We start from the raw sequence: 26,295 nt of genomic DNA, 5'->3' as shown, positions 1-26,295 counted from the left end.
TTGGGATCATGAAGGGATTAGTCGGCCTTCTGTGCCTCGATCGAAATCTTGACCTCGACCTCGTCACCCACGAATGGAGCGAATTGGCCCAAATCAAAATCGCTGCGCACCAGCGTCGTGGTGGCGTCAAATCCGGCCCATGGCTTGCCCGCCATCGGGTGTTCACCCACTTGGTTCAGCTTGGCATCCAGAACCACGGATTTGGTGACACCATTCATGGTCAGATCACCGGTGATGTTGGCTGTGTTCTCGCCAGTGACCTCAATACCAGTTGAAGTGAAGGTCACCAGATCACCTTCGGCTGCGCCAAAGAAATCTTCGGTCATGAAGTGATCTTCGCGCGGTTTCCAACCGGTGATCATCTCAACGACCGGCATCGAAACAGTCACGCTCGATGCTGCCGGGTCTTCCTGATCAAACATGATTTCGCCCTCAAAGCCCGAAAACATGCCCGTGGTGGTCGAAAAGCCAAGGTGGTTCCAACTGAAGATGACCTGGCTATGGCTGGAGTCCAAAACGTATTTTTCAGCACTGGCGAATGCTGTGGTCGCCGATACGGCCAAAGCAGCAGCAATAAGGGTGGATTTCATAACAATCTCCGCAATGGTGTTGTTGCAAACCGGGTGGGTTGCTCACCTACGAAAATGTGCCGCCCAAGGGCGGCACACAAGTTTTTTTGATTCACAACTTCTGTTCCTTTTTGAACAGAATAAAAATCAGGCGAAAATTGTTACGTTTTGGCTGAGTTGACCTTTGAGCGCTGAGCCAACATCCGCCGATTCCAGTGGTAGCTTCATCAGCAGGCTTCCGTCTACATCGTACAGTTCGACCTGGTCGTCAGCGAAACGCGCGCCACCCAGCGAGTCGTAGCTGCGGCGCAATACCGTTTGCGGCCGACCGTTTTCGTTTTTCTGCAGAATGCGAACCTCGCGGCGGATTGGGTCAAAATAGGCGTCTGGGCGCGCATCCATCACCTCGATGGTCAGCAGGCTGACGCCAACAATCAGGAACATCAGTGAAGCGACCAACTTGATAGGCCAAACCTCGGCCCCCATAACCGAACCCGGCATCAACCACATCGAAAAGGCCGACACGATCAGAAAGACACCAACGGCACGCAGAAGAAACATCCGAGCCCGCCAATTCGGCGCAAACGTAATCAGAACGGGGACGGATTTATCAAATACCGCGGCAGGCGCCGATTGTTCAAAAGTGTTTGTGTTCATGACGGCCATTGTCTTGCCCTGTCTATGTTTTCCAATCTACCGGGTCCTCCCGGCTTCATGAACAACCTCGGGGCGAAAAGCGTCAGGAATTGGGCGCACCAGTGGAAATAGGGCGACTTCACAAAGGCATATGTGGCAGGGCTTGCCCCGCCCGCTCAAACGTGTATACGGGGCCATCCTTCGCAGGAGTTATGAATCGCGCAGCCTCTCGTGGCAGGGTCGCGAAGGACCATATGGCCCCGCCTTTGAAATGCGCCTTGATATAAACAGGAGTGCACATGCCACTGTATGAGCATGTAATGATCGCGCGTCAGGATTTGTCCAACGCGCAGGCAGAAAGCCTTGTCGAACATTTCGGCACCGTTCTGGCTGACAACGGCGGCAACGTCGTCGAAAGCGAGTACTGGGGCGTCAAGACGATGGCTTACAAGATCAACAAGAACCGCAAAGGCCACTATGCCTTCCTGAAAACCGATGCCCCTTCGGGTGCGGTTCAGGAAATGGAACGCCTGATGCGCCTGCATGATGACGTGATGCGCGTTCTGACCATCAAGGTCGACGAGCATGCCGAGGGCCCTTCGGTCCAGATGCAGAAGCGCGATGAGCGCGAAGGCCGCCGCGAGCGCCGCTGATCAACGCCTGACGAAAGGACATAAACCATGGCCGCAAAACCATTTTTCCGCCGCCGCAAGGTCTGCCCGTTCTCGGGTGAGAACGCGCCGAAAATCGACTACAAAGACACTCGTCTGCTGCAGCGCTACATCTCTGAGCGTGGCAAGATCGTACCTTCGCGCATCACCGCCGTTTCGGCGAAAAAGCAGCGTGAACTGGCCCGTGCTATCAAGCGCGCCCGCTTCCTCGCCCTGCTGCCCTACGCCGTGAAGTAAGGAGAGACTGACATGCAAGTTATCCTTCTGGAACGCGTTGCGAAACTGGGTCAGATGGGCGACGTCGTTGACGTCAAGCCCGGCTACGCCCGCAACTTCCTGCTGCCCCAAGGCAAAGCGCTGAGCGCATCGAACGCCAACATCGCGTCGTTCGAAGCCCAGAAAGCGCAGCTTGAGGCACGCAACCTGGAAACTAAGAAAGAAGCTGAAGCGCTGGCTGAAAAGCTGGACGGTCAGCAGTTCATCGTGATTCGCTCGGCATCGGATGCCGGCGCTCTGTACGGTTCGGTCACCCCGCGTGACGCCGCAGACGCTGCAACCGAAGCTGGTTTCACCGTCGACAAGAAACAGATTGCCCTGATCGCTCCGATTAAGGAACTGGGTCTGCACTCGGTCGCAGTCAACCTGCACCCCGAGGTAGAAGTCGAGATCAAGATGAACGTCGCACGTTCGGAAGAAGAAGCCGAACTGCAGGCATCGGGCAAATCGATCCAGGAACTGGCTGCTGAAGAAGAAGCCGCTGCCGAATTCGAGATCGCCGAGCTGTTCGACGACATAGGCTCTGCCGCTTCGGAAGACGAAGATCTGGTTGCCGAAGAAGCTCCGGTCGAAGAAGACGAAGCAAAAGCCTGATCTGACTGCATATCCAATATCAAAGGGCCGCGCTTTTACGCGGCCCTTTTTCTTTTTGTTACATCGCAAGCAAAATTCGGCCCGATTGTTCGCCTGGCCTTGCAGACCGGCGAGGGTTTCATATCATCGCCATTCGCAATCAGGAGTATTTTGATGACCCCCCTCCTTCGTCGCCACGTCTTAACCTTGTTGCTTATGGCACCGCTTGCAGCTTGTGGCAGTCCTGGCAGCTCGGGTTCCGGCGATACGTTCGATCCCCCCCTCTACCCCAATGAAACACCCGAGCTTCGCGTTTCGATTAATAAATGGGCTGACCACTACGAGCTCCCGCGGGAGTTGGTGCACAAGCTGGCCATCCGTGAAAGTACACATCGGCCGTGGGCGGTGAACCGGCCCTATTATGGGCTTCTGCAAATCCTCCCGGCCACTGCGCGATCAATGGGTTATACTGGAAATGCCGAAGGCCTGCTGGACGCCGATACCAATCTGGAGTTTGCCGGAAAATACCTGCGAGGTGCCTGGCTTTTGTCTGATGGAGATCAGCAACGTGCCATCTTTCTTTATGCCAAAGGATATTGGCCCGAAGCAAAGGCCAGAGGCATGCTCGTCGAGACGGGTCTGGTTTCTGCCACAGAATAGGCATGTTTAATTCGCATTTCGATTGTAATGCACATACATAACCTTCGAAATGCCACGGCGAATCCCATGACCTACTGCACAACTCTGACGTTAAATCTTTTAAAGGTGCGTAATTGTGTGCCCGAAAGGCACATTTACCTATAAAAGGCAGACATTTCCCACATCTTCTTGTCTTGACAAGCGAAATGTGGTGTCCTGCTTGACGTCAGGGAAGACAGTATCATTTTCCTGGCCAAGGGGATCCGCCCGCTCACTCGGGTCTAACTGGTCGTTACCGTATGGATATTGTTGATCTCAGCACTCTTCCCGAACAGGATACTCGGTATGACGAGTTCCTGCGTCAGGTCTGTGACAAATATGAAATGGACCACGCAGCCTATGCGGGTATGAATCCTGCTGCAGGTACGATTCACGGCCATGTGACTTATGGGGACGACTGGAAAACCCACTATCAAGAGCAAGGCCTGCACCTGATCGATCCGACGCTGCACATGAGCCAGCGCAGTATCGCTCCGGTCGACTGGAGCCGTCTGGAACGCGGTAAAGATTTCCAGCGCGTTTTTCGCGATGCACATGATTTTGGCATTCCAGATCAAGGCATTACGATTCCGGTTCGCGGGCCGTACGGAGATATCGGCTTGCTTAGCGCAGTGCGCGAGTGCAGCCGGGATGAGTGGAAGAAACTGGTGCCCAACGTGATAAGTGACCTGCAATCATTGGCCGTACACATCCATGACAATGTCATGACATCGGATACGATCAGCCGGATGCTGTACCACCCGACCCTCTCCAGCCGAGAATTGGAGATTTTGCAATGGGCCGCAGCGGGTAAATCGCAACAAGATATCGGCGATATCCTGTCGATTTCGCACCGCACGGTTGAGGTGCACTTGCGCTCTTCTCGCGAAAAGCTTAATGCACTGACGACTCCGCAGGCTGTCGGTCGGGCCATCGGAATCGGCTTAATCTACCCAGGATAAAGCCAAATTTTGCCGAAATTGGGCTAAAAAAAGCCAATATTACGGGAAACCCCCAATAGATTCGCTGTGGAAACCGGGTAACGTCTTATCCACAGACAGATCACTCGAAGGGGGTTAACATGATTTTGGTAGTTGATGGGCTGAACAGACATCTGTTCACCGAAGTTCTTGACGATATGTTCGAACTGCGCGCTCGGGTTTTTGGTGGACGACTTGGATGGGACGTCCACATCGAAGACGGCAAGGAAATCGATCAGTTCGATCACCTGGATCCTGCATACGTAATTGGTCTCGACGATGAGGGGAACGTCGTAGCCGCAGTACGTGCACTCCAGACCACCGGCCCGCACATGCTTTCAGATGTGTTCTCGGATATCTTATGCGGCGAAGCGCCGATGCGCAGCGCGACCATGTGGGAATCCACCCGCTTCTGCGTCGACACGCAGCGACTGACCCGAGGAAAAGAGAAGAACTCGGTTTCTTACGCGACCTGTGAGCTGATGATCGGATCTCTGGAATACTGCCGTAGTGCGGGTATCCAGGACATCATCACCGTGATTGACCCGGTTATGAACCGCGTTCTCAAACGCTCGAACTGTGCGCCTTACGACTATGTGGGCGAAACCGTTCCGATGGGCAAGGTACCGGCCATGGCGGCGTTGCTGGATTGCACAGAAGAAAGGATTTCGGGTCTTCGCGAATTCGCAGACATTCACCACGATGTCTTTATCGAAGAAGAAAAGGCGTTGGAGTTCTTCGAGGCCAAAAAGGCCGCCAAACTCAGCCCGGCAAATCGTGACCACAAGCCGCTCACCGATCTTGAGAAGTACTTTGTCGAACAGATGAGTGCGGCCAAGACGGAAGAAGAAAGGCAGGCAGTGCTGAAACTGATCGAAGCGCTGTCCGACACATTCACCCCAGAGCAGAAGACCGCTCTGTTACAGACCCCCCGTGCTTTTGCTCATGAGGCCTGACCCCCTCACCTCATAGTACAAAGCCACCCATGCGGAGCCGTCTAATTCGAGACGGCTCCGCTTTTTTTTGACCCCTAATGGGGGAAGGAAGAGGATTATTCCTCTTCCAGTGCCTCAACGGCTTTTTGCAGATCGTCCTTGCTGACTTCTTTGTCCGCAACCTGAGCCAGTTCGAAGACGTAGTCGACAACCTTGTCTTCAAAGATAGGCGCACGCAGCTGCTGCTGCATTTGGGCGTTCTGCTGCACAAATTCAAAAAACTGGCGCTCCTGGCCCGGGTACTGACGCGCCTGGTTCATGATCGCTTGTGTCATTTCCGAGTCGGTCACTTCAACCTCGGCCTTCTGGCCCAGTTCGGCAAGCAGCAGGCCCAGACGCACGCGGCGTTCGGCAAGCTTGTTATGCTCGTCGGTTGGTTCGATCGGATCGTGATCGTGACCTTCAACGTCAGGGTTTTCCTCGTGCCACAGCTGGTGTGCGATCTGCTTGGCTTCGGCTTCTACCAGTGACGGCGGCAGGTCGAACGAGACTTTCTCGTCCAGCACGTCCAACAAAGCGCGCTTCATAACTGCACGGGACGCACCAGCATATTCGGCTTCCAGACGCTCGGCGATCTGTGCCTTCAACCCAGCCAGATCTTCGGCACCAAATTTCTTGGCCAACTCGTCGTCGACCTCAGCCGCGACCGGCTCTTTCACCTCTTTGATGGTGCAGGTGAAAACGGCGTCTTTGCCGGCCAGATGCTCAGCACCGTATTCTTCGGGGAAGGTGACGTTGACGTCTTTTTCTTCCTCGGCCTTCACACCAACCAACTGCTCTTCAAAGCCGGGGATGAAGCTGTTCGAGCCCAGAACCAGCGGGTAATCTTCAGCCGAACCGCCTTCGAACTCTTCGCCGTCAACCTTACCAACAAAGTCGAACACGATCTGGTCACCGTCTTTGGCTTTCGAACCTTTGCGACGCGCTTTGAAGTTCTGCGCGGTCTCAGCCAGGTTGTTCAGCGCTTCTTCCACGGCTGCGTCGTCCGCTTTGACAACCAGCTTCTCCAGTTCGACCGATTTCAGGTCAACTTCCGGAATCTCGGGCAGCGCTTCGTAGGACATCGCAACTTCTACGTCGTCGCCTTCTTTCCAGTCCTCGTTGGTCATCTTGACCTCGGGCTGCAAAGCAGGACGTTCGCCGCTGTCCTCAAAGTGCTTGTTCATCGCACCGTCGATGGTTTCTTGCATCGCTTCGCCAAGCAGGCGCTGGCCGAACTGCTTTTTCAGCAGAGCCATCGGCACCTTGCCTTTGCGGAAACCCTTCATTTCAACCTCGGGCTGCGCTTCGGTCAGTTTCTCGTTGACCTTGTCGTCCAGCTCGGCTGCGGTCACAACGATGTTGTAGCCGCGCTTCAGACCTTCGTTCAGCGTCTCGGTAACCTGCATTTTGGTAGTCCCCATAGGATTCGGGGCGCGCAAAACGGGCGCGCCGGGCAAATTTGACGCCTTCTATTTGCACAGCCGCCTGCGTGCAAGAGGCAAAGGCCCTTTCAGGCTGGTTTTACCCCTATTACAGACGAAAAAACGCCCCGGCACAGGCCGGAGCGTTCGATCATCGAAAGCTGAGAAATCAGAACCTCCAGCGGGCCCCCAGCACCCACGCCTCGTTGTTGTCGAACGAAGCGCCATCTTCGAAATCGTGATTGCGGTATTTCAGATATGCATCTGTATTGATGCTGTCGATACGCTGAACAACAGCGATGCCCCAAGCATCGGTGCTGGAGCCGTCATTTACGAAGTCCGAGCCCGAGTAATAGTCGATCCCGATACCGGTTTTACCCCAGGATACCCACCGATCCTCATAGGCAATCTTGCCGTAGAAGTAGTTCGGGTCAGACGCACCATCCGCGTCATTGTCCCGCGTACCGGCGGCTACGGTGAAGCTCAGGCCGTTTTGCAGCATAACCGAGGCCGACCCGATCGTATCCTTGCGGTCCCCCGATCCATCGTCAGCCGAGCGCACCGAGTATGCAACCGCCGCTGCAAATTCAACCCCGCCGCCGAAGGTGTTGTTATAGCGAAGGCCGATATCGTAATAGTCATCGTCATCGCTGCTGGACAGAATGTTCTGACCATAGGCGATGCCGGCCTTAAAACCGCTGAACTCCGGCGTGTCATACCGAACGCGGCCACGGCGCGCACCGTCAAAGTTGCTGCTGGAATCGCCAACGGTGATGTCGCTCAGAAAACCGTCAGTACCGCGATAGAAGAACCCGCCATTTTCATCGTTGGTAAAGGAATACAGCGCGGTTCCGACGTAAGACAGATCCACTTCGGCAGCGCCATCGGCCACCATGCTGCCCTGACCGGCCGAGAATTTACCCCAGTCACCGGCAAGTGCGAAATCCGCGTGACGGATATCTTCACGCGTCCAGCCGCTGAAATCTGTGCCCAGCTGGTTCCACTCGCTCGAGCTCGGCAGACCAAGCCCGGTTTCAAAACGGAAGGTGAAATCGTTGTTGCCGAAGGGCTGCAACAGTTCCAAACCGACGCGGCTGTTTGACAGGTCATTGTCCAGAACGCGCGTTTCGGTCTCTTCACCGTCGTCAACCGAGATTAAGGCCGGGTGCAACTGACCATAAAGCAGGACATAACCGCCCGTGTTGTTTTCGTATTTCAGTTCGGCGGCGGCGGGGATTGCCGTTGTTGCGACAAGCGCCGCTGCTATCGAAGTCAGCTTAAAATTCACTGTCATGTCATTCACCATAGATGGGTCAGTTTTTTTGATATTGCCGATATGCGCACCTGGATTAACGGTTCCAATGATTGCTAAAGCTTATTAGCCCGGCATTGCATTTCTGCCACAGGCGGAAGCGGGGGCCTTCAGGGAAAGCGTTTTATAATCAATATTTTGGCCTAGTTCGAAAGCAGCACCCTGCTAACCTGCAAGACAATTCTTGCGCTGCGTGTTGCAGCTTGCAAACACCCGTTATGCGCACAGGTAAATCATAAGGCGAAACATTGCCGCTTTGACCCGCGATCGGCCAATATTTGCCTATGACCCATTTATTTCAAGCCGTGCGAATACCGCTGGCACTTGTTCCGGCAGATCTTCAGCAATCAACCCCGGCCCAAATAGCCTGGCGCATTCCACATGTAACCAAGCTGCGGCCTTGGCTGCAGCCATCGGGTTGAAGCTCCGCGCCAGTAGCCCCGTTATGAACCCGGCAAGCACATCGCCCGACCCTGCTGTCGCCAGCCAGGGCGCCGCCCGGTCAAACAGCGCCGCATTGATCACACATTGCCCATCCGGTGCAGCAATCACCGTGTCGGGGCCCTTGTATAGTACCACACAGCCAGCCTGCTTGGCCGCCTCACGCACGGCATCCACTTTGGAATAAGCCGGCCCTCTGCCCGGCTTGATCGAGAGCTTTTCGGAGATCTCCGGGAACAATCGCGCAAACTCGCCCCCGTGCGGTGTCAGAACACATCTGTCATGGAGCATGTCCAACAGCACCTCTGGCGCATCAGCAAACGCCGTCAAAGCATCCGCGTCCAGCACTGCGGGACGCCCCAAGGCCAGCGCCGCAGGAACCAGCTCCTGCGCACGCGCCAGCCCTAAACCAGGACCGAGGCATAGTGCATTCAACCGCGCATCCATCAGGACTTCCATCAGATCATCGCCGCTCTGGACCCGCTGCAGCATCAGCGCAGTGATGTGACTGGCAACCTCCATCTGAGCCGAGGGTGGAACACCCAGCGTCACCAATCCGGCCCCGATGCGTAATGCACCACGTGCCGCCAGCCTTGCCGCGCCGGTTGCCCCCGCACCTCCGCTAATAATCAAGGCATGCCCATGCGCATATTTGTGTAAGGCAGTTGCCTTCGAAAAATCAGCATCAGGGGTGGTCACCAGTTTGACCGCGCCCTGAACTCCCTCCTCCAAACCAATGTCCTTGACGACCAATCGGCCACTTCTGACCGGCCCCAGCCCCAGATAATGCCCCAGCTTTGCAGTATGAAACGATACCGTGAGCCTGGCCTGAACCGTCGCGGTCCCCGGGACCAGCTCACGCCCACTATCGGAACACAGGCCAGACGGCATATCAACGGATACTGTCTTTTCGGCGATGGCTGGATCCGAGGCAGTCATTTCTGCCCATTTTAGAACATCACCCTCAAGCGGTCGCTGTAAGCCCGTCCCGAATAACGCATCGACATAAAGGTCAGCCCCTTGATGCGCGGCAAACACTTCGGAAAATGGGTGAACCTCCCCCAATTCGCCCCACCTGTCATGATTCACACGCGCATCTGGTGGCAGCTTCGCCGGATCACCAAGAAGAAATGCCGCCACCTCCCAGCCGCGCTCCCGCAGCAAGCGTGCAACAACAAATCCATCCCCCCCGTTATTTCCTGGCCCGCAAAGAATTACCGCACGCAGCGGATCCTCTTCATCTGGCCCCAAATACCTCGGGGGTGCGGGGGCTGGCCCCCGCTGCAGCTCTAGCCATTCTTCAAATACGGCTTGAAGAACACCGCGCCCCGCCCGCTCCATCAGCTCCAGCCCGCTCACGTCACCGGACTCAATCGCGGACTTTTCGATCGTCCGCATCTGTGCCGCTGTCAGCAACTCTGCCATATTGCGCCCTCACGCGATTCAATTCTGATTACATTTTGTGCACATCGATCAAAATTTAACCCGTTGCACGATTTCGCAGCACCACAAGGCGACCAAATTCGCAGTTCCATTGCCGCCCGATCTTAGACGTGATCATTGCCATCGAGACAACCATACAAGGTGAGCCGGAATGAAAAAGATCGAAGCGATCATCAAGCCGTTCAAACTGGACGAAGTGAAAGAGGCGCTGCAAGACGTGGGAGTCCAGGGCCTCAGCGTGGTCGAGGTGAAAGGCTTTGGTCGCCAGAAAGGTCACACCGAACTTTATCGCGGCGCAGAATATGTTGTCGACTTTCTACCCAAGGTAAAGGTCGAGGTCGTGCTGGATGATGATCAGGTTGACGCAGCGATCGAAGCCATCGTTAGCGCCGCAAAGACCGACAAGATCGGGGACGGAAAAATCTTTGTCTCACCTATCGAACAAGCCATTCGTATCCGCACCGGCGAAACCGGTTCGGAAGCCCTGTAACACAGCAATCTTCAAATCAGAGGAACAAATAGTATGAGCAAGGACGCAGTTCTTCAGCTGATCCGTGATGAAGACGCCGAATACGTCGACATCCGCTTTACCGACCCGCGTGGCAAACTTCAGCACGTCACCATCATGTCCGATCAGGTCGATGAGGACTTCCTGGAAGAGGGCTTTATGTTCGACGGTTCGTCCATCGCGGGCTGGAAGTCGATTGAAGCTTCCGACATGAAACTGATGCCCGACACCGACAGCGCCTATGTCGATCCGTTCTATGCGGAAAAGACCATCTGCCTGCACTGCTCGGTTGTGGAGCCTGACACTGGTGAAGCCTATGAACGTGACCCGCGAGGCACCGCTCAGAAAGCCGAAGCGTACCTGAAGGCTTCCGGTATTGGTGATGTGGCCTATATGGGTCCTGAGGCCGAATTTTTCCTCTTTGATGACGTTCGTTTCTCGAACAGTATCAACAAGGTATCCTACGAAGTTGATGCGACTGATGCATCGTGGAACACCGACACCGAATACGAGATGGGCAACATGGGCCATCGTCCGGGCGTCAAAGGTGGTTACTTCCCCGTAAACCCCGTTGACGAAGCGCAGGACCTGCGCTCGGAAATGCTGTCGACAATGAAGCGTCTGGGCATGAAGGTCGACAAGCACCACCACGAGGTTGCATCCTGTCAGCACGAACTGGGCCTTATCTTCGACAGCCTGACCAAGCAGGCCGATGAGCTGCAGAAATACAAGTACGTGATCCACAACGTTGCACATGCCTATGGCAAATCGGCGACCTTCATGCCGAAGCCAATCGCAGGTGACAACGGCACCGGCATGCACGTGAACATGTCGATCTGGAAAGACGGCAAGCCGCTGTTCGCGGGCGACAAATACGCCGACCTGTCTGATGAGGCGCTGTACTTTATCGGCGGCATCCTGAAACACGCCAAAACGCTGAACGCCTTCACCAACCCGGCAACCAACAGCTACAAGCGTCTGATCCCAGGGTTCGAAGCCCCCGTCTTGCGCGCCTATTCGGCCCGCAACCGTTCAGGCTGCGTGCGTATTCCGTGGACCGAAAGCCCGAAAGCCAAGCGCGTCGAGGCCCGCTTCCCCGATCCGGCCGCAAACCCCTATCTGGCGTTCGCCGCGCTGCTGATGGCCGGTCTGGACGGCATCAAGAACAAGATCGATCCGGGCGAAGCCATGGACAAGAACCTGTACGATCTTCCTGCCGAAGAACTGGCCGACATCCCGACCGTCTGCGGCAGCCTGCGCGAAGCTCTGGAAGCGCTGGCATCTGATCACGACTTCCTGCTGCAAGGCGACGTGTTCACCAAAGACCAGATTGACGGCTACATCGCGCTGAAGATGGAAGAGGTAGAAACCTACGAGCACACACCTCACCCGGTTGAGTACGGCATGTACTACAGCTGCTGATTAAGAATTTTCGACGAAAATTCTCAGGGGGCGCCCATCGGGCGCCCCTTTTTCTGTATCTCCGCGAGATTTGACGGATCGATGATGATCTTTCAAAATTTGAGCTCAACATCAGGCGGAGAGAGCACATGCCCGCAAGCGACAAACCCTTTTCTGAGTATTCAGGACTTGTAACCTCGGAAAAAGATCTGGAACGCATTTGCGGGCAACCCTTGCCGCAGATCATTGCAAAGGAATTGCCTGCACTTGATGAGATGTGTCGAGACTTCATCGGCATGTCCTCGTTCTGCCTGATCGCTTCGGCCAATCCCGATGGGCATCTCGATATTTCGCCTCGTGGCGATCCTGCGGGGTTTGTGCAGGTGCTCTCGAACTCGATGATTACGATCCCGGACCGGCCCGGGAACAAGCGCGTGGATACGTTTCATAATTTGCTGAAAGATCAGCGCGTCAGCGTGATATTCTTTGTCCCCGGAAAATTGGAAACTCTGCGCCTGCGGGGATCCGCGAGAATTAGCGCAGATCCCGAACTTCTTTCAAACATGGCCGTTGGTGGACGCGTGCCCAAGCTGGCCCTGTTGATCCATGTCGAAACCGTCTTTGCGCACTGTCCCAAATGCATCATTCGATCAAACCTGTGGCAACCCGATGAATGGCCGGACTCATCCAGTCTGCCAAATATGAACGCGATGATGGTCAAACATGCCAAGATCGACAAAACCCCGGATGAATGGTTCGAATCCCTGAAAGGCACAGACGAGCTTGATCTCTATTAAAGCACTTTGCGGTAGGTCGAACTCGGCTTAGGCTGAGCGTAGTTTTTTTTTGCACTCGGATTTCCTCTATGCCTCGTCTTCGCCTTTACGCTGCACTCGCGTTCCTTCTGCCCTCGGTGGCACTGTCCGCCCCTTGTGGGAATACCAGCAGCGGGTTTGAGGCCTGGAAAGCCGACTTTGCCAAAACCGCCAAACGAGCGGGTGTGAAAAAGAAGGGTCTGCAAGCGCTCGCACAAACGCAATATGCAACACGTACGATTGCCGCGGATCGCAATCAGAAGAGCTTTAAATACTCATTGGAGAAATTCATGCAGGTGCGCGGGGCAAACACCATCGTTGCGCAAGGGCGCAAGCGCAAAGCTCGCAATCCGCAGTTTTACGCCGCGCTCGAGCGTCAATATGGCGTACCGGCGGGTGTGCTAATTGCCATTCACGGCATGGAAACCGGCTTTGGAGGTTTCATGGGAGATAGTCAGGTTGTTTCCGCAATCACGACATTAGCCTATGATTGTCGCCGATCCGAATTCTTCATCCCGCACGCTATCGGCGCCTTAAAACTGGTTGACCAAGGTACCCTTACGATGGCGACAAAAGGGGCAAAACATGGCGAGCTGGGGCATACACAGTTTCTGCCCGGCAATGCCCTGACCTATGGTGTGGACGCCACGGGCGATGGTCGGGTCGATTTTTATAACATGACCGACGCGCTTGCCTCGACCGCGAATTTTCTACGTAAGAAAGGGTGGAAGCTCGGTCGCGGCTATCAACCCGGAGAGCCGAATTTTGCGGTCATACAGCAATGGAATGCGGCCTCGGTCTACCAGCAATCCATTGCAATCATGGCGGCGCGAATCGACAACTAGGGCAGTCATAGGCTTGACGTCAGAGCACCTGAATTCGGCCACATTGTTGCCACATAGATTTAAGGAAACCCCGATTTTCTTGGTTTCCAAAGCGTAATCAATCTTGGAATATTTCGACTTTTTTCCATTTTGGTCAAAATTTGCGCCATTTCGCCTGTTAATTTGTTGTGAAGATTATGACAGCAAAGGAACATGCTGTGACTGCAAAGCATAGTTACCACGGTGGGCTCCAGTTTGACGGGTCGGCACATGGCGCGCTTGAGCGTATGTGCGAGGTCGTCTCGACGACGCTGGGTGACTATGGCCATCTGGTCGAGCGCAAGACGCTTCTTAGCGCATCGGAGGCCAGTATCGTCAGCAGCCAATATCTCGTGCGTCTGACATTGGACTCGGAACCAACCCAAGTAGATCACAATCACCATGAGCGGATGGATCGAACCGCTGGTCTCAAAACTATGCCGCGTGCTGCGGTGACGCCGCCGGTTAACAGGCTGACGATCTCGATTTGTCCAGTGTCAAAACTGCTTGATGATAGTGAGATATCCGAGTTGATGCTTGTGGTCATCCTGTACCGAATGGTCGACATCTGCACCACCCGCCGAGTCGAGTGGTTGTCGCCCAAAACGGTTCTGACCATCGAACAATTCATGAGCGCCTTTGATTCAATCGCACCGCGCAACGCACGGAATCGCAAGCAGATTTTCGAAGCGGTCAGCGGCCCGTTTGCGGGGCTGGACCTACCTGATCCAGACGCGGAGTACGCTCAGGCAAAACACACCAAGCCGCGGCCGATTAAACTAAGCGACGACCAATTGCTCAGCATCGCATTCCGCACCGAGACCCCTGTGACAACTGACAATGCGCAGTCCGCGGACGAAACGGAACGTCCAAGCGACATTCTGCGACTGACCAGCTGGGGCATGACCGGCGCTGTCGCAAGTATATCGACCCCCATTGCGATGTCCTTGGCCGCAGTCAATTTGATCCGGGGTGAGGATTTTCGCCTCAACACTCAGGTTCTGGCCTTTACCACAGCGATTTTTGGCCTGAACGCAACGAATGCTTTTGCCGAGGTCGCCAACGCGCTCGGCATGTAACCAAATTACCCAAGACCCTCCTTGGAGGCCCCGCCGTCAGGCGGGGTTTTCCATTTTTAGGACCTGATCAGCGGCCATTACATAAGTGTGGATCGCGAACACCACGGCCTGTGTCTTTGGTAAACGCAAAAGAGTCTGACGTTCGCTGCGCAGAAATCGGGCCGAATTTTCGTCCTCTGGCGTGCGCCGCTGCATGAGACTGCGCGGTTGGAACAGTTCGGCATCATGGTACCAAAGCGCATTAAATCGCCAAAGCGGTCGGTCGGGCTGAATGCCATCAAACAAACGTTGAACTCTGCGGGCAATATTGGCGTCGTAGGCGTCAACCGGCTCATGGATCCCAATCAACGGGCGCATGAACTTTTCGGACAGCATCCAGCTTGCGGGAAAGCACAGGATCGCGCCCGTCAGAACATGCTCATCCCCGTGTTTCTGCAGAATGCAGAAATCCTCTTGCACCAGATGACCGAGCGTTTCCAGCGGACGATCTCGATCAACCTCGACCCTAATGCCGTCTGGCCGTACAACGTGATCGGAGGCATTCGGATAGGCTTGCTGAATGACCAGATCCAGCAACTCCTGCGCGGGTAGCAACGCCTCGGGGCTTTGCGCCAGGACGTCCGATTTTTGCTGCGCAATCAGCGCGGCACGTCGTTGCATCTGGGCAGCAAACGCATCGTCGCGATGCAGCCAGTCCCTTGGGTCTGCGGGCTTGATGCCGGGCAGCGGGTTTGGCGCGAGTGGATCATATGGAATGGCTTGCTGTAGTATCACGGTCATAGTCGAGGCATAGCACCCTGCTCTGGTTCTGTCGGTCAAAAAGCGACCAGAAGACGGTCGCAAACCTGGAAGACGTGGCGCGTTTGGATTTGCAGGTTGAGCAGGCAAGCAGAAAGGTCCAGCCGTGAACACACCATATCGCGACACCCGCAAGATCGACCCGACCAAAGGCGCCACACTCGGGGACGGAACTCCGAACGACAACGACAGGATCGAGATCGGACCGACACAGCTTGCCTTTGACGAATGGGCCGCAGCTGGGTTGAGCCTGCCCAATCTGGAGCGGATGCGTGAATTTCGCTGGAAACGCCTAACTCAGGCCATCGTGCAACGCGATTGGGGCGGGATCTTGCTGTTTGACCCCCTGAATATCCGCTACGCGACTGACAGCACCAACATGCAGCTGTGGAACACCCATAACCCGTTCCGGGCCGTTCTGGTTTGCGCTGACGGGTATATGGTGATCTGGGACTACAAGAACTCTCCGTTCTTGTCGAAATTCAACCCGCTGGTGCGCGAGCAGCGCTCGGGCGCCGATCTGTTCTATTTCGACCGGGGCGACAAGATTGACGTTGCCGCAGATGTGTTCTCAAACGAGGTGCGCGCCCTGATCGAAGAACACGGCGGCGGCAACATGCGGCTGGGTGTCGACAAGATCATGCTGCACGGCCTGCGCGCGCTTGAGGCTCAGGGGTTCGAGGTGATGGAGGGCGAAGAGCTTACCGAGAAAACCCGTGCCATCAAAGGCCCAGACGAAATCCTCGCCATGCGCTGCGCCAGCCACGCCTGCGAGACCGCAGTGGCCGAAATGGAGCGCTTCGCACGTGTCAATGTCGGAGACGGGAAGACATCCGAGGATGACATTTGGGCAGTGCTACATGCTGAAAACATCCGGCGCGGTGGTGAATGGATCGAGACCCGCTTGCTTGCCTCGGGCCAGCGCACCAATCCCTGGTTTCAGGAATGCGGCCCGCGCATCACGCGGCAAAATGAAATCATCGCGTTCGATACCGACCTGATCGGGTCTTACGGCATTTGCGTCGACATCTCACGAACCTGGTGGATCGGCGATCAAAAACCGCGCCCCGACATGATCTATGCCATGCAGCACGCGCATGAGCATATCATGACCAATATGGAAATGCTGAAGCCCGGCGTCATGATCCCGGAACTAACTGCGAATGCCCATCGGCTGGATGACAAGTTTCAGGCACAGAAATACGGCTGCCTGATGCATGGAGTTGGATTGTGCGATGAATGGCCCTTGGTAGCCTATCCCGACAAGGCGGTCGAGGGATCCTATGATTATCCACTTGAACCCGGAATGGTGTTGTGCGTCGAAGCGGCAGTTGGCGAGGTTGGCGGCGATTTCTCGATCAAGCTGGAAGATCAGGTGCTGATCACCGAAGACGGCTATGAAAACCTCACGAAGTATCCGTTCGACGCACAGTTGATGGGGTCTGGCTAAGCGCTATCGCCTAGTTTGACCAGTGGGACCGTCTGACATTACCGTGCCAATCCTCAGGCGCTGTGAGAGTTGGCGTGTCCTCAGACGTATTCGTCAGCGGCCAGCTTTGTCCCAGTGCAAAACCAATTGCGCCAGTCACGAGAATTGCCAACAGAACTCCGGCGTGGAGTGTCGGGCTTAGCGGTGCAGATGTTGTATGTGCCATTTTGACCTCTGCTTTGGATAAGAAGGATGATTGCAAGTTGGGGTCCAAGTATAAATAAGTAAAATGAATGTTTATCCGAATTATCATCACATTTTTTGATTGTTCAGATACCAACCCCAACAATGCATTGATGCGACGCGCCAAGGGCTACGTGGTCCCACCCCCTCACCTTCCTGTTACGCCACTGACACAGGGGTTGAGAGAACCGCACACAGCACACAGTATTGTCGAAACCTGGACCACCAAGGATTCATCATGCCCACCGAACGCATTACTTTCGCCGGTCACGACGGCAGCCAATTGGCCGCGCGCCTTGATCTGCCGGACGGGCCGGTACTGGCAACGGCTTTGTTTGCGCATTGCTTTACCTGCTCTAAGGACATACCTGCCGCACGGCGCATTTCGGCGCGTTTGGCGGCGATGGGCATCGCCGTGCTCAGGTTTGATTTTACAGGCCTTGGCCACTCGAATGGAGAGTTTGCGAATACGACATTCACCTCAAATGTCGAAGATCTGATCGCTGCAGCGCACTACCTGTCCGGCCGCAACATGGCCCCCGCCCTGCTTATTGGCCATTCACTTGGCGGCGCTGCGGTACTGCGCGCACGCGCTGGCATACCGTCGATCAAGGCGGTCGTCACATTGGGTGCGCCTGCTGACCCGGGCCACGTATCACACCATTTCGAGGCCGCCCTGCCCGAGATTCAGGCGCAAGGCAGCGCAGAGGTTTCGCTTGGCGGTCGCCCGTTCCGAATTGGCAAAGCTTTTGTCGATGACATTTCAGAGGCCGCGCTTAGCCCTGCCGTTTCAGATTTGAAAGCAGCGCTTCTGATCCTGCACGCACCGCGCGATGACACGGTCAGCATTGACAACGCCAGCACCATCTTTCTGGCTGCGAAGCATCCAAAAAGTTTTGTCACGCTGGACGATGCCGACCATCTGATCACACGCGCCGCTGATGCGGATTACGCGGCGGATGTCATTGCGGCTTGGGTGTCGCGATACGTCAAACTGTGCCCGCCCGCCCCACCACCCGGCGCCCCGGAAGGTGTTGTTCGCGTGACCGAGGCAGACCCGGCAGGGTTCCTGCAAGACATCCAGTCCGGCCCGCGCCACCATGCGGTCGCTGACGAGCCCGCTTCGTACGGAGGAACGGACCGAGGCATGTCCCCTTATGGATTTGTGTCCTCGGGATTGGGCGCCTGTACCTCGATGACCATTCGCATGTATGCGCGGCGCAAGAAATGGCCGCTGACAGGTATCACCGTCGATGTCTGCCACGACAAGGTACACGCCCAGGACGCCGGACTGGCCAGCGATGGCAAGGTCGATCAGTTCCGCCGCAAGATACGGCTACAAGGGCCGCTGGATGCCGCGCAACGTGCTAAGCTATTGGAGATCGCAGATAAATGTCCCGTGCACCGAACCCTTGAAGGCTCGGCCCATATCACGACTGAGCTGCTGGACTAAAAACCACCTTTGTCAGCTTATGATAATGATTGAAGGGGGCTTTTGCCCCCTTTTTCTAACGGCGCCTCGGTGAGGGTCGGTGAATTGGTGGCCGTGCCGTCGGAGGACGCGCCACCGGGGGATGCGGACGCGACGGCGGTTTGGCGATCGGTGGCTTTGGCCGCGGTGGAGGGTTCGGACGAACCGGTCGATCGGGGCGGTCGGGCCGGTCTGGGCGGTTTATGTCAACATCTACATTCACGTTACGGTCGTGGTAGTAATCATTCCACAGCATCGAGTCGTAGAACGGGTCATACCCAACGCCATACCCCACCCCGACGGACACGCCATCGCAGGCGGACAATGTAAACGTTGCAGTACCCAACCCCAGCGCCAGAACAGACCGTTTTAACAGTTTGCGAGTCATCCGAGCCTCCTTACTGCAAAGACCGGAACGACGCGAAAACGGCGTTCAAGGCATCAACATAAGACGGGTCGGCCCCGTCACGCAGGATCGCAACCCCAATCGCAACACGGTCTCGCGGCAGGTCGATCACAGTGGCGGTAAAGTTTACGCCTCGCCCATCCCGATTGCCGGTGCCGCGGATAACATGCGCAGGCCTCCCACCAATCCTTGTATCACTGGTGCTGGTCACCGTCGGGTCCTTGACGAGGAATTTGTCGATATCCTCAAGATAGCGCACCCCGCCCTGAATGCTGGAAACCCGTGATGGTGAGACGAAGCCCATCCAGACATTATCGTCGGTCACCGGTCTGATCCCCATGACGCGCGAAACCGCACGGGCATCGCCCAGATTGGTATCCTCGATTTCACGCGGGCCACCGGTACGCAATGCCCAAAAGTCGGGAACCTCAAAGCGGAACAGGGCGCGCCCTTCATCGGTGTAGGTCACCGGTGTGTCAGCTTGCACAGGCGTTACAGCCAACCAAGTCACGGCACTTGCAGCAAGCGCCAAGCTTAACAAAATACGCATATCTCAATAACCTGATCAGTTTTCTGATGTCAGGTTGCCCATGCAGTTTGACTTTGTCCAGTATCCTGTTCTGCAGACAATAAAAAACCCGCGTCCGGAAAGCTCCGAACGCGGGTGTATCTTGCGCAAGAGCGCGCTATCAGGTGCGTGCGTCGCCCAGCAGCTTCCACAGGCCAGGGATCAGCAGAGCGGCCAGCGCCAGCTTGATCGCGTCACCCAGCAGGAACGGTGTCAGACCCCAATCCAGGATCGGCTTGTCCCAGCCATACAGCTGACCCAGCCACAGCAGGCCCGGCACGTAGATCAGCACGTTGGCCAGTACCAGCGCCAGCGCCAGCTTGCCGACCGAACGATCCCAGCCGCGCGCGGCCAGTGCGCCCAGCAGAATGGTCGCCATCAGGTAACCGACCAGATAGCCGCCGGTGCCACCCATCATGTAGGTCAGGCCGTATTTTTCGGCCGAGGAACCTGCAAACACGTCAAAGCCCAGAGCACCAACCAGCAGGTAACCCAGCATCGTGATCAGGCCAAGGCGCGCGCCATAAGCGGTGCCGATGGTCAAAACGGCGAATGTGCCCATGGTGATCGGAACCGGCCACATCGGCACTTTGATTTTGGCTGCAACAGCCAGAGCAACGATACCCAGGGCAACCAGAACCACCTGCTTGACGCGCAGCGCCGTCCCCTCACGCGGGCCAAAAGCATTGGCCAGTACGTTTGCGTTCATCTCATTTCTCCACATTCGGACTTATTTGCACATGCAGCAATGCCCGTTCCGGGCCGTTGCTGCAAGATGATTACGCTATCGCAGCGCGTATTTGGTCTCCATTTCATAGGATTTTCGCGGTCCTGATACAGTCCAGCGGACTGTCCAGCGCGGCCATCCTGAGAAATCATAGTCTGCATCATAGCTGTCCGGCGGGCAATCGTGATGATCCTTGACGCGGGTTTGGCCAAGTTTGAGTGCGTGAAAAAACCGATCATCATCAAAATGGATAGCGATCCGATCACCGGCGTCGCGCCAAAGGTATCGACGCGTTCCCGTCATTGCAGGCTGCCCCGGAACACGCAGCGTGACCGTCTCATCATAGACCAACCCTTGGGTATCTTGCCGTAGCTCTGCCTTACCCTCGGCCTGAATGATCTGGCCTGCACGCTCGTCCCGGATGAGGCGGCTCAGGTCCCAAACCCCCTGGAAATCATAAATATTTCTGGGCAGGCTCACTTCAAATAGATTCCGTCAGTTGTATTGCCTGAATCATCCACAAACCGGATGGTTTCACCGCTTTGCTCAACATCATAACAAGCCCAGAAATCCGAAGGCGGCCAGACCGAGCAATAGCGATCATCACGAACGGCCCATCGTCCCGAACTTGGGCGGCCTGAAAAGTACTGCGTTTGCATATTGCTATCGAAGGTCTGGGTGATCCCCTCGCCATAGTCGAGCTTCTTGCCAGCAAGCGCCATCAGAATCTCATCACCCGTCAGTTGCTGAAACTCGTCGGCGGCCACAAATCCGGGCCAAAGCAATAAAATCAGGGCAAACCGTCTCATCCCAGCACTCGCGCCTTGTTCCTTGGTCAATGCGCGGCTAAACCCCGCGCCAACGCCTCATCCCAATCATAAAAAGGTGCTGCCGCCAATGATTCCCCGCTATTCACGCCCCGATATGGTCGCCATCTGGTCACCCGAGAGCAAGTTCCGCATTTGGTACGAGATCGAGGCGCACGCCTGCGACGCCATGGCCGATCTAGGCGTGATCCCGCGTGAAAACGCCGAGGCCGTGTGGAAAGCCAAGGATGTGGAGTTTGATGTCGCCCGTATCGACGAGATCGAGGCCGTCACCAAACACGACGTCATCGCCTTCTTGACCCATCTGGCCGAACATGTGGGTAGCGAGGAAGCTCGTTTCGTGCATCAGGGCATGACCTCCTCGGACGTGCTGGACACTTGCTTCAATGTGCAACTGACCCGCGCCGCCGACCTGCTGATTGCAGACCTCGAAGGTCTGTTGGCTGCCCTGAAACGCCGCGCGATCGAGCACAAAGACACCGTTCGCATCGGTCGCAGCCACGGTATCCATGCCGAACCCACCACGATGGGCCTGACCTTTGCCCGCTTCTATGCCGAGATGGACCGCAACTTGTCCCGGATGCGCGATGCCCGCGCGGAAATCGCCACCGGAGCGATCAGCGGCGCGGTCGGGACGTTTGCGAATATCGACCCGCAGGTTGAAGAGCATGTCTGCGACAAGCTGGGTCTGGTGCCTGAACCGATCAGCACACAGGTCATTCCCCGCGACCGTCACGCCGCATTCTTCGCCACACTGGGTGTTATCGCCAGCAGCATCGAAAACATCGCTATCGAAATCCGCCATATGCAGCGGACAGAGGTGTTGGAAGGTGCCGAGTTCTTCTCGATGGGACAGAAAGGTTCCTCGGCGATGCCGCACAAGAAGAACCCGGTCCTGACCGAGAACCTGACCGGTCTTGCGCGCATGGTGCGTGCGGCCGTGATCCCGGCGATGGAGAACGTGGCGCTGTGGCACGAGCGCGATATCTCGCATTCCTCGGTCGAACGCATGATCGGGCCGGATGCCACTATCACGCTGGACTTTGCACTCGCGCGATTGACCGGTGTAATCGACAAGATGCTGATCTTCCCCGAGAACATGATCGAGAACATGAACAAGTTCCCCGGTCTTGTTATGAGCCAACGAGTGCTGTTGGCGTTGACCCAAGCCGGTGTAAGCCGCGAGGATGCCTATGCCATGGTTCAGCGCAACGCACTGAAAGTCTGGGAGCATCGCACCGACTTCAAAGAGGAACTGTTGGCCGACGCTGATGTCACCGCCGCGCTGAGCCCGAAAGAAATCGAAGAGAAATTCGATCTCGGCTACCATACCAAACATGTAGATACGATTTTCGCCCGCGTATTCGGCGAATAATTCAAACTCAAACAGTGCTAAAAACTTGGCCCGGCTTGCTCAATGCAGCCGGGCCTTGTGTCTTTGCCAGATTGGCAAAAATCGGTTAATCTGTTGGCACAGTTTCCGCGAAAGGAAAACTCGATGCTACGAACTGCTCTATGCGCAATTGCTCTTATCTGTGCGGGCACCGCCGGATTTGCCTGTAACGGTAACACCAAGCAAACCCAGTCCTGTGCTGAAGGCACAATTTGGGACAGCGAAAGCCAAAGCTGCATGAAAATCGTCAATAGCTGACATTTTTATTTCCTGCTTGTGAATAAAAGCGATCAGTCAATCGTTAGCTTTTTTGAAGATCAAGCTATGATTGTAACAAGTCTCTTTGACAACGGAGTAGGAAAATGCGTCTTGTACTAGCCTCGGCCATCGCTCTTCAGGCCTTTACCTTCGCGCCCATGGCCATCGCTGCGGGTGGTGGGGACAGCAGCCCGCCCAAGCCCACCAACACCACCAAGAAATGCCTGTTTGGCCGCGTTTATGACGAGGCAGCCGGGCGCTGCGTCAAACCCAACAAGACAAATTTCACCGAAGACCAACTGTATGATGCCGTGCGCGAGTTGGCTTACGACGGGCAGTACGAAAATGCTCAGGGCATTCTGCGTATCATGGATCAAGATGATGATCGGGTGCAGACCTATTGGGGATTCACCTATCGCAAGATGGGTGAGCTGAAACTGGCTGACGCATTTTACCAGAAAGCAATTGAATCCAACCCCGACAACATCCTCGCCCGCAGCTACATGGGTCAGGGATTTGTTACCCAGGGCAAGACCGAGTTGGCCATCGCACAATGGCGCGAGATCAAGGCGCGTGGTGGCGAAGGCACATGGGCTGAGACATCGCTGCGCGAAGCGATCAGAACAGGGCTGACATATAGCTACTGAGTTTCAGGGTTTCTTTACCCGACTCTCTATATTCTGCCTGCAACGCGAATGAGGCATTGCAGGCAGATGCAGGACACGAACCTAATGGTGCAGATGACGCCGGGCACGCAAACCCCGGTCGTTGAACAAGACAATGATGCGCCACGTGTTGTGCCGCGCGCCCTCAGCAACCGAGAGAAAGCCGCGGTTGTGGTTCGGCTGCTGCTGAACGAGGGGGCGGATATCCCGTTGGAAGAGCTTCCCGATTCACTGCAGGAACAACTTACCCACCAACTTGGACAGATGGGGTTGGTTGACCGGGTAACGTTGGCCGCCGTCGCACAGGAATTTGCCGATGCGCTGGATGGCGTAGGGCTTGCATTTCCACATGGGCTAGCCGGTGCTCTGGACGCGGTGAACGGCAAGATCGCCCCAGCCACCGCCGCCCGGCTGCGCAAGGTAGCTGGCGTGAGGCAGATCGGTGACCCATGGCAGCGTTTGCGCGAAGTACCCTCAGAAGATCTGGCCGAAATGGCCAAAGCTGAAAGCACAGAAGTCGCCGCCGTTATGCTGTCGAAACTCGAAACCGCCAAGGCTGCCCAGTTGTTGGGCCACCTGCCCGGCCCCACAGCGCGACGGATAACTTATGCAGTCTCGAAAACGGCCAACGTGACGCCCGAGGCGGTTGAGCGGATCGGATGGTCCTTGGCCGCTCAGCTGGATCAACGCCCCGAGCCCGCCTTTCGGGATGGGCCGGGTGAGCGTGTGGGCGCGATCCTCAACCAGTCAGCCGCGGCGACGCGTAATGGTTTGCTGACCGCGTTGGACGAAGAAGACGCCGATTTTGCGGATACCGTCCGGCAATCGATCTTCATCTTTTCGCATGTGCCCTCGCGCATCCAACCCCGCGATGTTCCAGCGATTCTGCGCGGTGTGGATCAACCCGTTCTCATCACGGCGTTGGCCGGAGCCAATAGCGACGATGACCTCGCCACGGTCGAGTTCTTCCTAGCCAACATGTCCTCTCGCATGGCGGAAAACTTACGGGAAGAAATGGCCGAACGTGGCAAGGTCAAACAATCCGACAGTGAAGATGCGATGTCGCAGATCGTTGCAGCCATCCGCGCGCTTTTGGACGAGGGCGCGATCGCACTGGTCGAGGCGGAGGAGAATGCAGAATAGTCCGGCAAGGCGCGACCACTTGTGATCGCACGATGGGGCCTGTATGTCTCGTCGCGCAGTTCACAACGCTCAGGTGTCTCTCCCCATGCCCGTCGAAAAGTCGGAACTAAGCCGATTTGAGCTTGGAAAATACTACGTCGCCAACCTGTTTCTGACCGGCGTAATCCGCGGCATGCGCCTGCTGCCATATGAGCGCCGCATCGGAGCGATGGGCGCGATTGTGCGCTGGCTTGCCCCTATTGTCGGGTTTCGAACCCGCGTGCGCCGCAACCTGAAACTCACCTGCCCAGACCTGCCCGAGGCCGAGGTCAAACGCATCTGCCGCGCCGTGCCTGACAATGCCGGGCGCGCGATCATGGAGCATTTTTCAGCCGACGGTTTCATCGAGCGACAAAGCAAGGCCAAAGTATCGGGCTCGGGTGTCGAAGCATTTGATGCCGCCGTGGCGGAAGGGCGTCCAGTGATGATGATCACTGCGCATTTCGGGCACTATCTGGCCGCGCGGGTCGCGCTGCAGGCGCGTAGCGGTAAACCCATCGGCAGCCTCTATCGCCGCATGGCAAATCCATATTTCAACGACATGTATGTCGAGGCATTCTATCAGACCGGGTCGCCCATGTTCGAACAGGGCCGCCGAGGTATGGTCGAAATGGTCCGTTCACTGAAAAGCGGAGGCATCATTGCCATTGTATCCGACCTGCATGCGCATGGTGGTGAGGAGCTGACCTTTTTCGGCAAACCCGCCGTCACCTCGGTGCTGAACGCGGAACTTGCGATCAAATACAAGGCTGTGCTGATCCCCTGCTATGCAGTGCGCCAACCCAACGGGATCGATTTTGAGATCGTCCTACACGACCCGGTCCCGCATACTGATGCCAAAACCATGACCCAGTTCACCAATGACGACCTGGAAGCGATGGTGCGTCAGCACATGGGACAATGGTTCTGGATTCATCGGCGCTGGAAGTCCTGGAGGGGACTGGGGGTCCAGCCAAAGGATATGCCCTGATCACTTAACCCGCGCTGCGGCCACGATCGGACCATGGCCACTGCGCTGGATCAGAACAACGGCAGGCAATTCCGATGACAATGTTGCGGTGAAACTCTGCGGTGTTTGGCCATCCCAGCGACCGGCAATCTGCCAATTCTCGACCACGTTTGCATAATCCAGATCATGTCCGGCCAATTCGCCACGCCGGATCGAGGTGCGACGCATCGGCGAATACTGCACAATCCGAACATCATAGGTTTCGTCGTCTGGTAACTCGATCGGAACGACATTCATGGATACTTCGTTCGCAGTACGCGTGGCACTGACCTCGGCCTCCGGCGGCGCAGCCAGGTGTGCATCGATTAGCCGGTTCAGTTCAATTGACTTGGCCCCAACCACATCCTGCTGCCCATTCACAACCATCTGCGGCGTGTAGATCATCGTCCGCCCGCCTTCACGTGCATAGGCGCGCTGACGATCGGTGTGGTCGGGATTGGCGTATTCATCTTTCCAGCCAATGTAGTCCCAATAATCCACATGCAACGCCAGACCGATTACATCATCCCGCTTGGCCAATTCATGCATGATCCGGTCCGCTGGCGGGCAGGACGAGCACCCCTGCGAGGTGAACAGTTCGACCACCACCGGATCATCCTGCGCCTGAGCCGGGGCAGCAAGAAAGAGTGAAACAAACGCGGTCGCAGCGACTGATCTGAGCATGTTTTCTCTCGAT

General features: G+C 56.2%; 29 protein-coding genes. 17 read left to right on the top strand and 12 right to left on the bottom strand.

The window, feature by feature from the left end; all coding sequences use genetic code 11:
- Positions 1–17: 17 nt before the first annotated feature.
- Together ACR0MJ_RS03190 and ACR0MJ_RS03185 are read right to left on the bottom strand one after the other, a co-directional pair.
- Positions 18–590 (bottom strand): YceI family protein, encoded by a 573-nt coding sequence (locus ACR0MJ_RS03190; protein ID WP_170422240.1) that lies wholly within the window; start codon positions 588–590, stop codon positions 18–20.
- A 126-nt stretch (positions 591–716) separates the two neighbouring features.
- On the bottom strand, positions 717–1,130 hold the full coding sequence (locus ACR0MJ_RS03185) for a hypothetical protein (RefSeq protein WP_480759164.1): 414 nt from the start codon (positions 1,128–1,130) through the stop codon (positions 717–719).
- A gap of 374 nt (positions 1,131–1,504) precedes the next feature.
- On the opposite strand from ACR0MJ_RS03185, the gene rpsF reads away from it, so the two are divergent.
- The 6 genes from rpsF to ACR0MJ_RS03155 all read left to right on the top strand — a co-directional run bounded on the left by rpsF (position 1,505) and on the right by ACR0MJ_RS03155 (position 5,339).
- Complete coding sequence (gene rpsF / locus ACR0MJ_RS03180; RefSeq protein WP_068332653.1) at positions 1,505–1,858, top strand: 30S ribosomal protein S6; 354 nt, start codon at positions 1,505–1,507, stop codon at positions 1,856–1,858.
- A gap of 27 nt (positions 1,859–1,885) precedes the next feature.
- Positions 1,886–2,113 (top strand): 30S ribosomal protein S18, encoded by a 228-nt coding sequence (gene rpsR, locus ACR0MJ_RS03175; protein WP_005608650.1) that lies wholly within the window; start codon positions 1,886–1,888, stop codon positions 2,111–2,113.
- Positions 2,114–2,125: 12 nt separating this feature from the next.
- Entirely contained in the window at positions 2,126–2,746 is a 621-nt protein-coding gene (rplI, locus tag ACR0MJ_RS03170; protein WP_170396450.1) for a 50S ribosomal protein L9, read from the top strand.
- 153 nt (positions 2,747–2,899) lie between these two features.
- Positions 2,900–3,385, top strand: a complete 486-nt coding sequence (locus tag ACR0MJ_RS03165) for a transglycosylase SLT domain-containing protein (protein ID WP_480759160.1) — start codon at positions 2,900–2,902, stop codon at positions 3,383–3,385.
- 278 nt (positions 3,386–3,663) lie between these two features.
- Complete coding sequence (locus tag ACR0MJ_RS03160) at positions 3,664–4,365, top strand: autoinducer binding domain-containing protein (protein ID WP_170396446.1); 702 nt, start codon at positions 3,664–3,666, stop codon at positions 4,363–4,365.
- A 119-nt stretch (positions 4,366–4,484) separates the two neighbouring features.
- The gene (locus ACR0MJ_RS03155; protein ID WP_170396444.1) at positions 4,485–5,339 is read left to right on the top strand and encodes an acyl-homoserine-lactone synthase; all 855 of its coding nucleotides are present in this window, start codon (positions 4,485–4,487) and stop codon (positions 5,337–5,339) included.
- Positions 5,340–5,434: 95 nt separating this feature from the next.
- Here the strand turns inward: ACR0MJ_RS03155 and tig are convergent, their stop codons facing one another.
- The 3 genes from tig to ACR0MJ_RS03140 form a co-directional block, all read right to left on the bottom strand.
- Entirely contained in the window at positions 5,435–6,766 is a 1,332-nt protein-coding gene (gene tig, locus ACR0MJ_RS03150) for a trigger factor (RefSeq protein WP_170396960.1), read from the bottom strand.
- 184 nt (positions 6,767–6,950) lie between these two features.
- On the bottom strand, positions 6,951–8,075 hold the full coding sequence (locus tag ACR0MJ_RS03145) for a porin (RefSeq protein WP_480759155.1): 1,125 nt from the start codon (positions 8,073–8,075) through the stop codon (positions 6,951–6,953).
- A gap of 300 nt (positions 8,076–8,375) precedes the next feature.
- Positions 8,376–9,959 carry an NAD(P)H-hydrate dehydratase gene (locus tag ACR0MJ_RS03140; RefSeq protein WP_480759152.1) on the bottom strand — a complete coding sequence of 528 codons (1,584 nt, stop codon included), beginning with the start codon at positions 9,957–9,959 and terminating at the stop codon, positions 8,376–8,378.
- A 169-nt stretch (positions 9,960–10,128) separates the two neighbouring features.
- Here ACR0MJ_RS03140 and ACR0MJ_RS03135 point away from each other — a divergent pair, with 169 nt between their 5' ends.
- From ACR0MJ_RS03135 to ACR0MJ_RS03115, 5 genes are all read left to right on the top strand, one after another.
- Positions 10,129–10,467 carry a P-II family nitrogen regulator gene (locus tag ACR0MJ_RS03135; protein ID WP_170396438.1) on the top strand — a complete coding sequence of 113 codons (339 nt, stop codon included), beginning with the start codon at positions 10,129–10,131 and terminating at the stop codon, positions 10,465–10,467.
- Between the two features lie 33 nt (positions 10,468–10,500).
- Entirely contained in the window at positions 10,501–11,907 is a 1,407-nt protein-coding gene (gene glnA / locus ACR0MJ_RS03130; protein WP_170396436.1) for a type I glutamate--ammonia ligase, read from the top strand.
- A 128-nt stretch (positions 11,908–12,035) separates the two neighbouring features.
- Entirely contained in the window at positions 12,036–12,683 is a 648-nt protein-coding gene (locus ACR0MJ_RS03125) for an MSMEG_1061 family FMN-dependent PPOX-type flavoprotein (protein WP_480759149.1), read from the top strand.
- A gap of 68 nt (positions 12,684–12,751) precedes the next feature.
- Positions 12,752–13,546, top strand: a complete 795-nt coding sequence (locus ACR0MJ_RS03120) for a lytic murein transglycosylase (protein WP_480759145.1) — start codon at positions 12,752–12,754, stop codon at positions 13,544–13,546.
- A gap of 197 nt (positions 13,547–13,743) precedes the next feature.
- A complete protein-coding gene (locus tag ACR0MJ_RS03115) occupies positions 13,744–14,643 on the top strand; it encodes a hypothetical protein (RefSeq protein ID WP_480759141.1) in 900 nt (299 codons plus the stop codon).
- A gap of 36 nt (positions 14,644–14,679) precedes the next feature.
- On the opposite strand, the gene ACR0MJ_RS03110 is transcribed toward ACR0MJ_RS03115, so the two are convergent.
- Complete coding sequence (locus tag ACR0MJ_RS03110) at positions 14,680–15,423, bottom strand: heme-dependent oxidative N-demethylase family protein (RefSeq protein WP_480759137.1); 744 nt, start codon at positions 15,421–15,423, stop codon at positions 14,680–14,682.
- A 124-nt stretch (positions 15,424–15,547) separates the two neighbouring features.
- On the opposite strand from ACR0MJ_RS03110, the gene dddP reads away from it, so the two are divergent.
- Together dddP and ACR0MJ_RS03100 are read left to right on the top strand one after the other, a co-directional pair.
- Positions 15,548–16,891, top strand: coding sequence for a dimethylsulfonioproprionate lyase DddP (gene dddP, locus ACR0MJ_RS03105; RefSeq protein WP_480759135.1), 1,344 nt, complete (start codon positions 15,548–15,550; stop codon positions 16,889–16,891).
- A 460-nt stretch (positions 16,892–17,351) separates the two neighbouring features.
- Positions 17,352–18,566 (top strand): bifunctional alpha/beta hydrolase/OsmC family protein, encoded by a 1,215-nt coding sequence (locus ACR0MJ_RS03100; RefSeq protein WP_480759133.1) that lies wholly within the window; start codon positions 17,352–17,354, stop codon positions 18,564–18,566.
- A 55-nt stretch (positions 18,567–18,621) separates the two neighbouring features.
- On the opposite strand, the gene ACR0MJ_RS03095 is transcribed toward ACR0MJ_RS03100, so the two are convergent.
- The 5 genes from ACR0MJ_RS03095 to ACR0MJ_RS03075 all read right to left on the bottom strand — a co-directional run bounded on the left by ACR0MJ_RS03095 (position 18,622) and on the right by ACR0MJ_RS03075 (position 21,094).
- A complete protein-coding gene (locus tag ACR0MJ_RS03095) occupies positions 18,622–18,972 on the bottom strand; it encodes a hypothetical protein (protein ID WP_170403183.1) in 351 nt (116 codons plus the stop codon).
- Positions 18,973–18,982: 10 nt separating this feature from the next.
- Positions 18,983–19,540 carry a hypothetical protein gene (locus ACR0MJ_RS03090; protein ID WP_170403186.1) on the bottom strand — a complete coding sequence of 186 codons (558 nt, stop codon included), beginning with the start codon at positions 19,538–19,540 and terminating at the stop codon, positions 18,983–18,985.
- Between the two features lie 139 nt (positions 19,541–19,679).
- Positions 19,680–20,267: a biotin transporter BioY gene (locus ACR0MJ_RS03085; protein ID WP_480759130.1), complete on the bottom strand. Its 588-nt coding sequence runs from the start codon at positions 20,265–20,267 to the stop codon at positions 19,680–19,682.
- Between the two features lie 75 nt (positions 20,268–20,342).
- The gene (locus ACR0MJ_RS03080; protein WP_170422260.1) at positions 20,343–20,765 is read right to left on the bottom strand and encodes a DUF6314 family protein; all 423 of its coding nucleotides are present in this window, start codon (positions 20,763–20,765) and stop codon (positions 20,343–20,345) included.
- Positions 20,762–21,094 (bottom strand): hypothetical protein, encoded by a 333-nt coding sequence (locus tag ACR0MJ_RS03075; RefSeq protein WP_170396412.1) that lies wholly within the window; start codon positions 21,092–21,094, stop codon positions 20,762–20,764. Before ACR0MJ_RS03075 ends, ACR0MJ_RS03080 begins: the two co-directional genes overlap by 4 nt.
- An 88-nt stretch (positions 21,095–21,182) precedes the next feature.
- Between ACR0MJ_RS03075 and purB the strand changes: the two genes are divergently transcribed.
- The 4 genes from purB to ACR0MJ_RS03055 all read left to right on the top strand — a co-directional run bounded on the left by purB (position 21,183) and on the right by ACR0MJ_RS03055 (position 25,580).
- Complete coding sequence (gene purB, locus ACR0MJ_RS03070; RefSeq protein WP_170396410.1) at positions 21,183–22,487, top strand: adenylosuccinate lyase; 1,305 nt, start codon at positions 21,183–21,185, stop codon at positions 22,485–22,487.
- Between the two features lie 380 nt (positions 22,488–22,867).
- Positions 22,868–23,410, top strand: coding sequence for a hypothetical protein (locus ACR0MJ_RS03065; RefSeq protein ID WP_170403198.1), 543 nt, complete (start codon positions 22,868–22,870; stop codon positions 23,408–23,410).
- A gap of 84 nt (positions 23,411–23,494) precedes the next feature.
- Entirely contained in the window at positions 23,495–24,571 is a 1,077-nt protein-coding gene (locus tag ACR0MJ_RS03060) for a flagellar motor switch protein FliG (protein ID WP_480760272.1), read from the top strand.
- Between the two features lie 85 nt (positions 24,572–24,656).
- Entirely contained in the window at positions 24,657–25,580 is a 924-nt protein-coding gene (locus ACR0MJ_RS03055; RefSeq protein WP_170396406.1) for a lysophospholipid acyltransferase family protein, read from the top strand.
- Here ACR0MJ_RS03055 and ACR0MJ_RS03050 read toward each other — a convergent pair whose 3' ends face one another.
- The gene (locus ACR0MJ_RS03050) at positions 25,581–26,282 is read right to left on the bottom strand and encodes a DUF1223 domain-containing protein (protein ID WP_170403201.1); all 702 of its coding nucleotides are present in this window, start codon (positions 26,280–26,282) and stop codon (positions 25,581–25,583) included. It lies immediately after the preceding gene.
- Between the last annotated feature and the right edge of the window lie 13 nt (positions 26,283–26,295).

The organism is Ruegeria sp. C6 (assembly GCF_056537625.1).
This window is presented reverse-complemented; position numbering and strand designations above follow the sequence as displayed.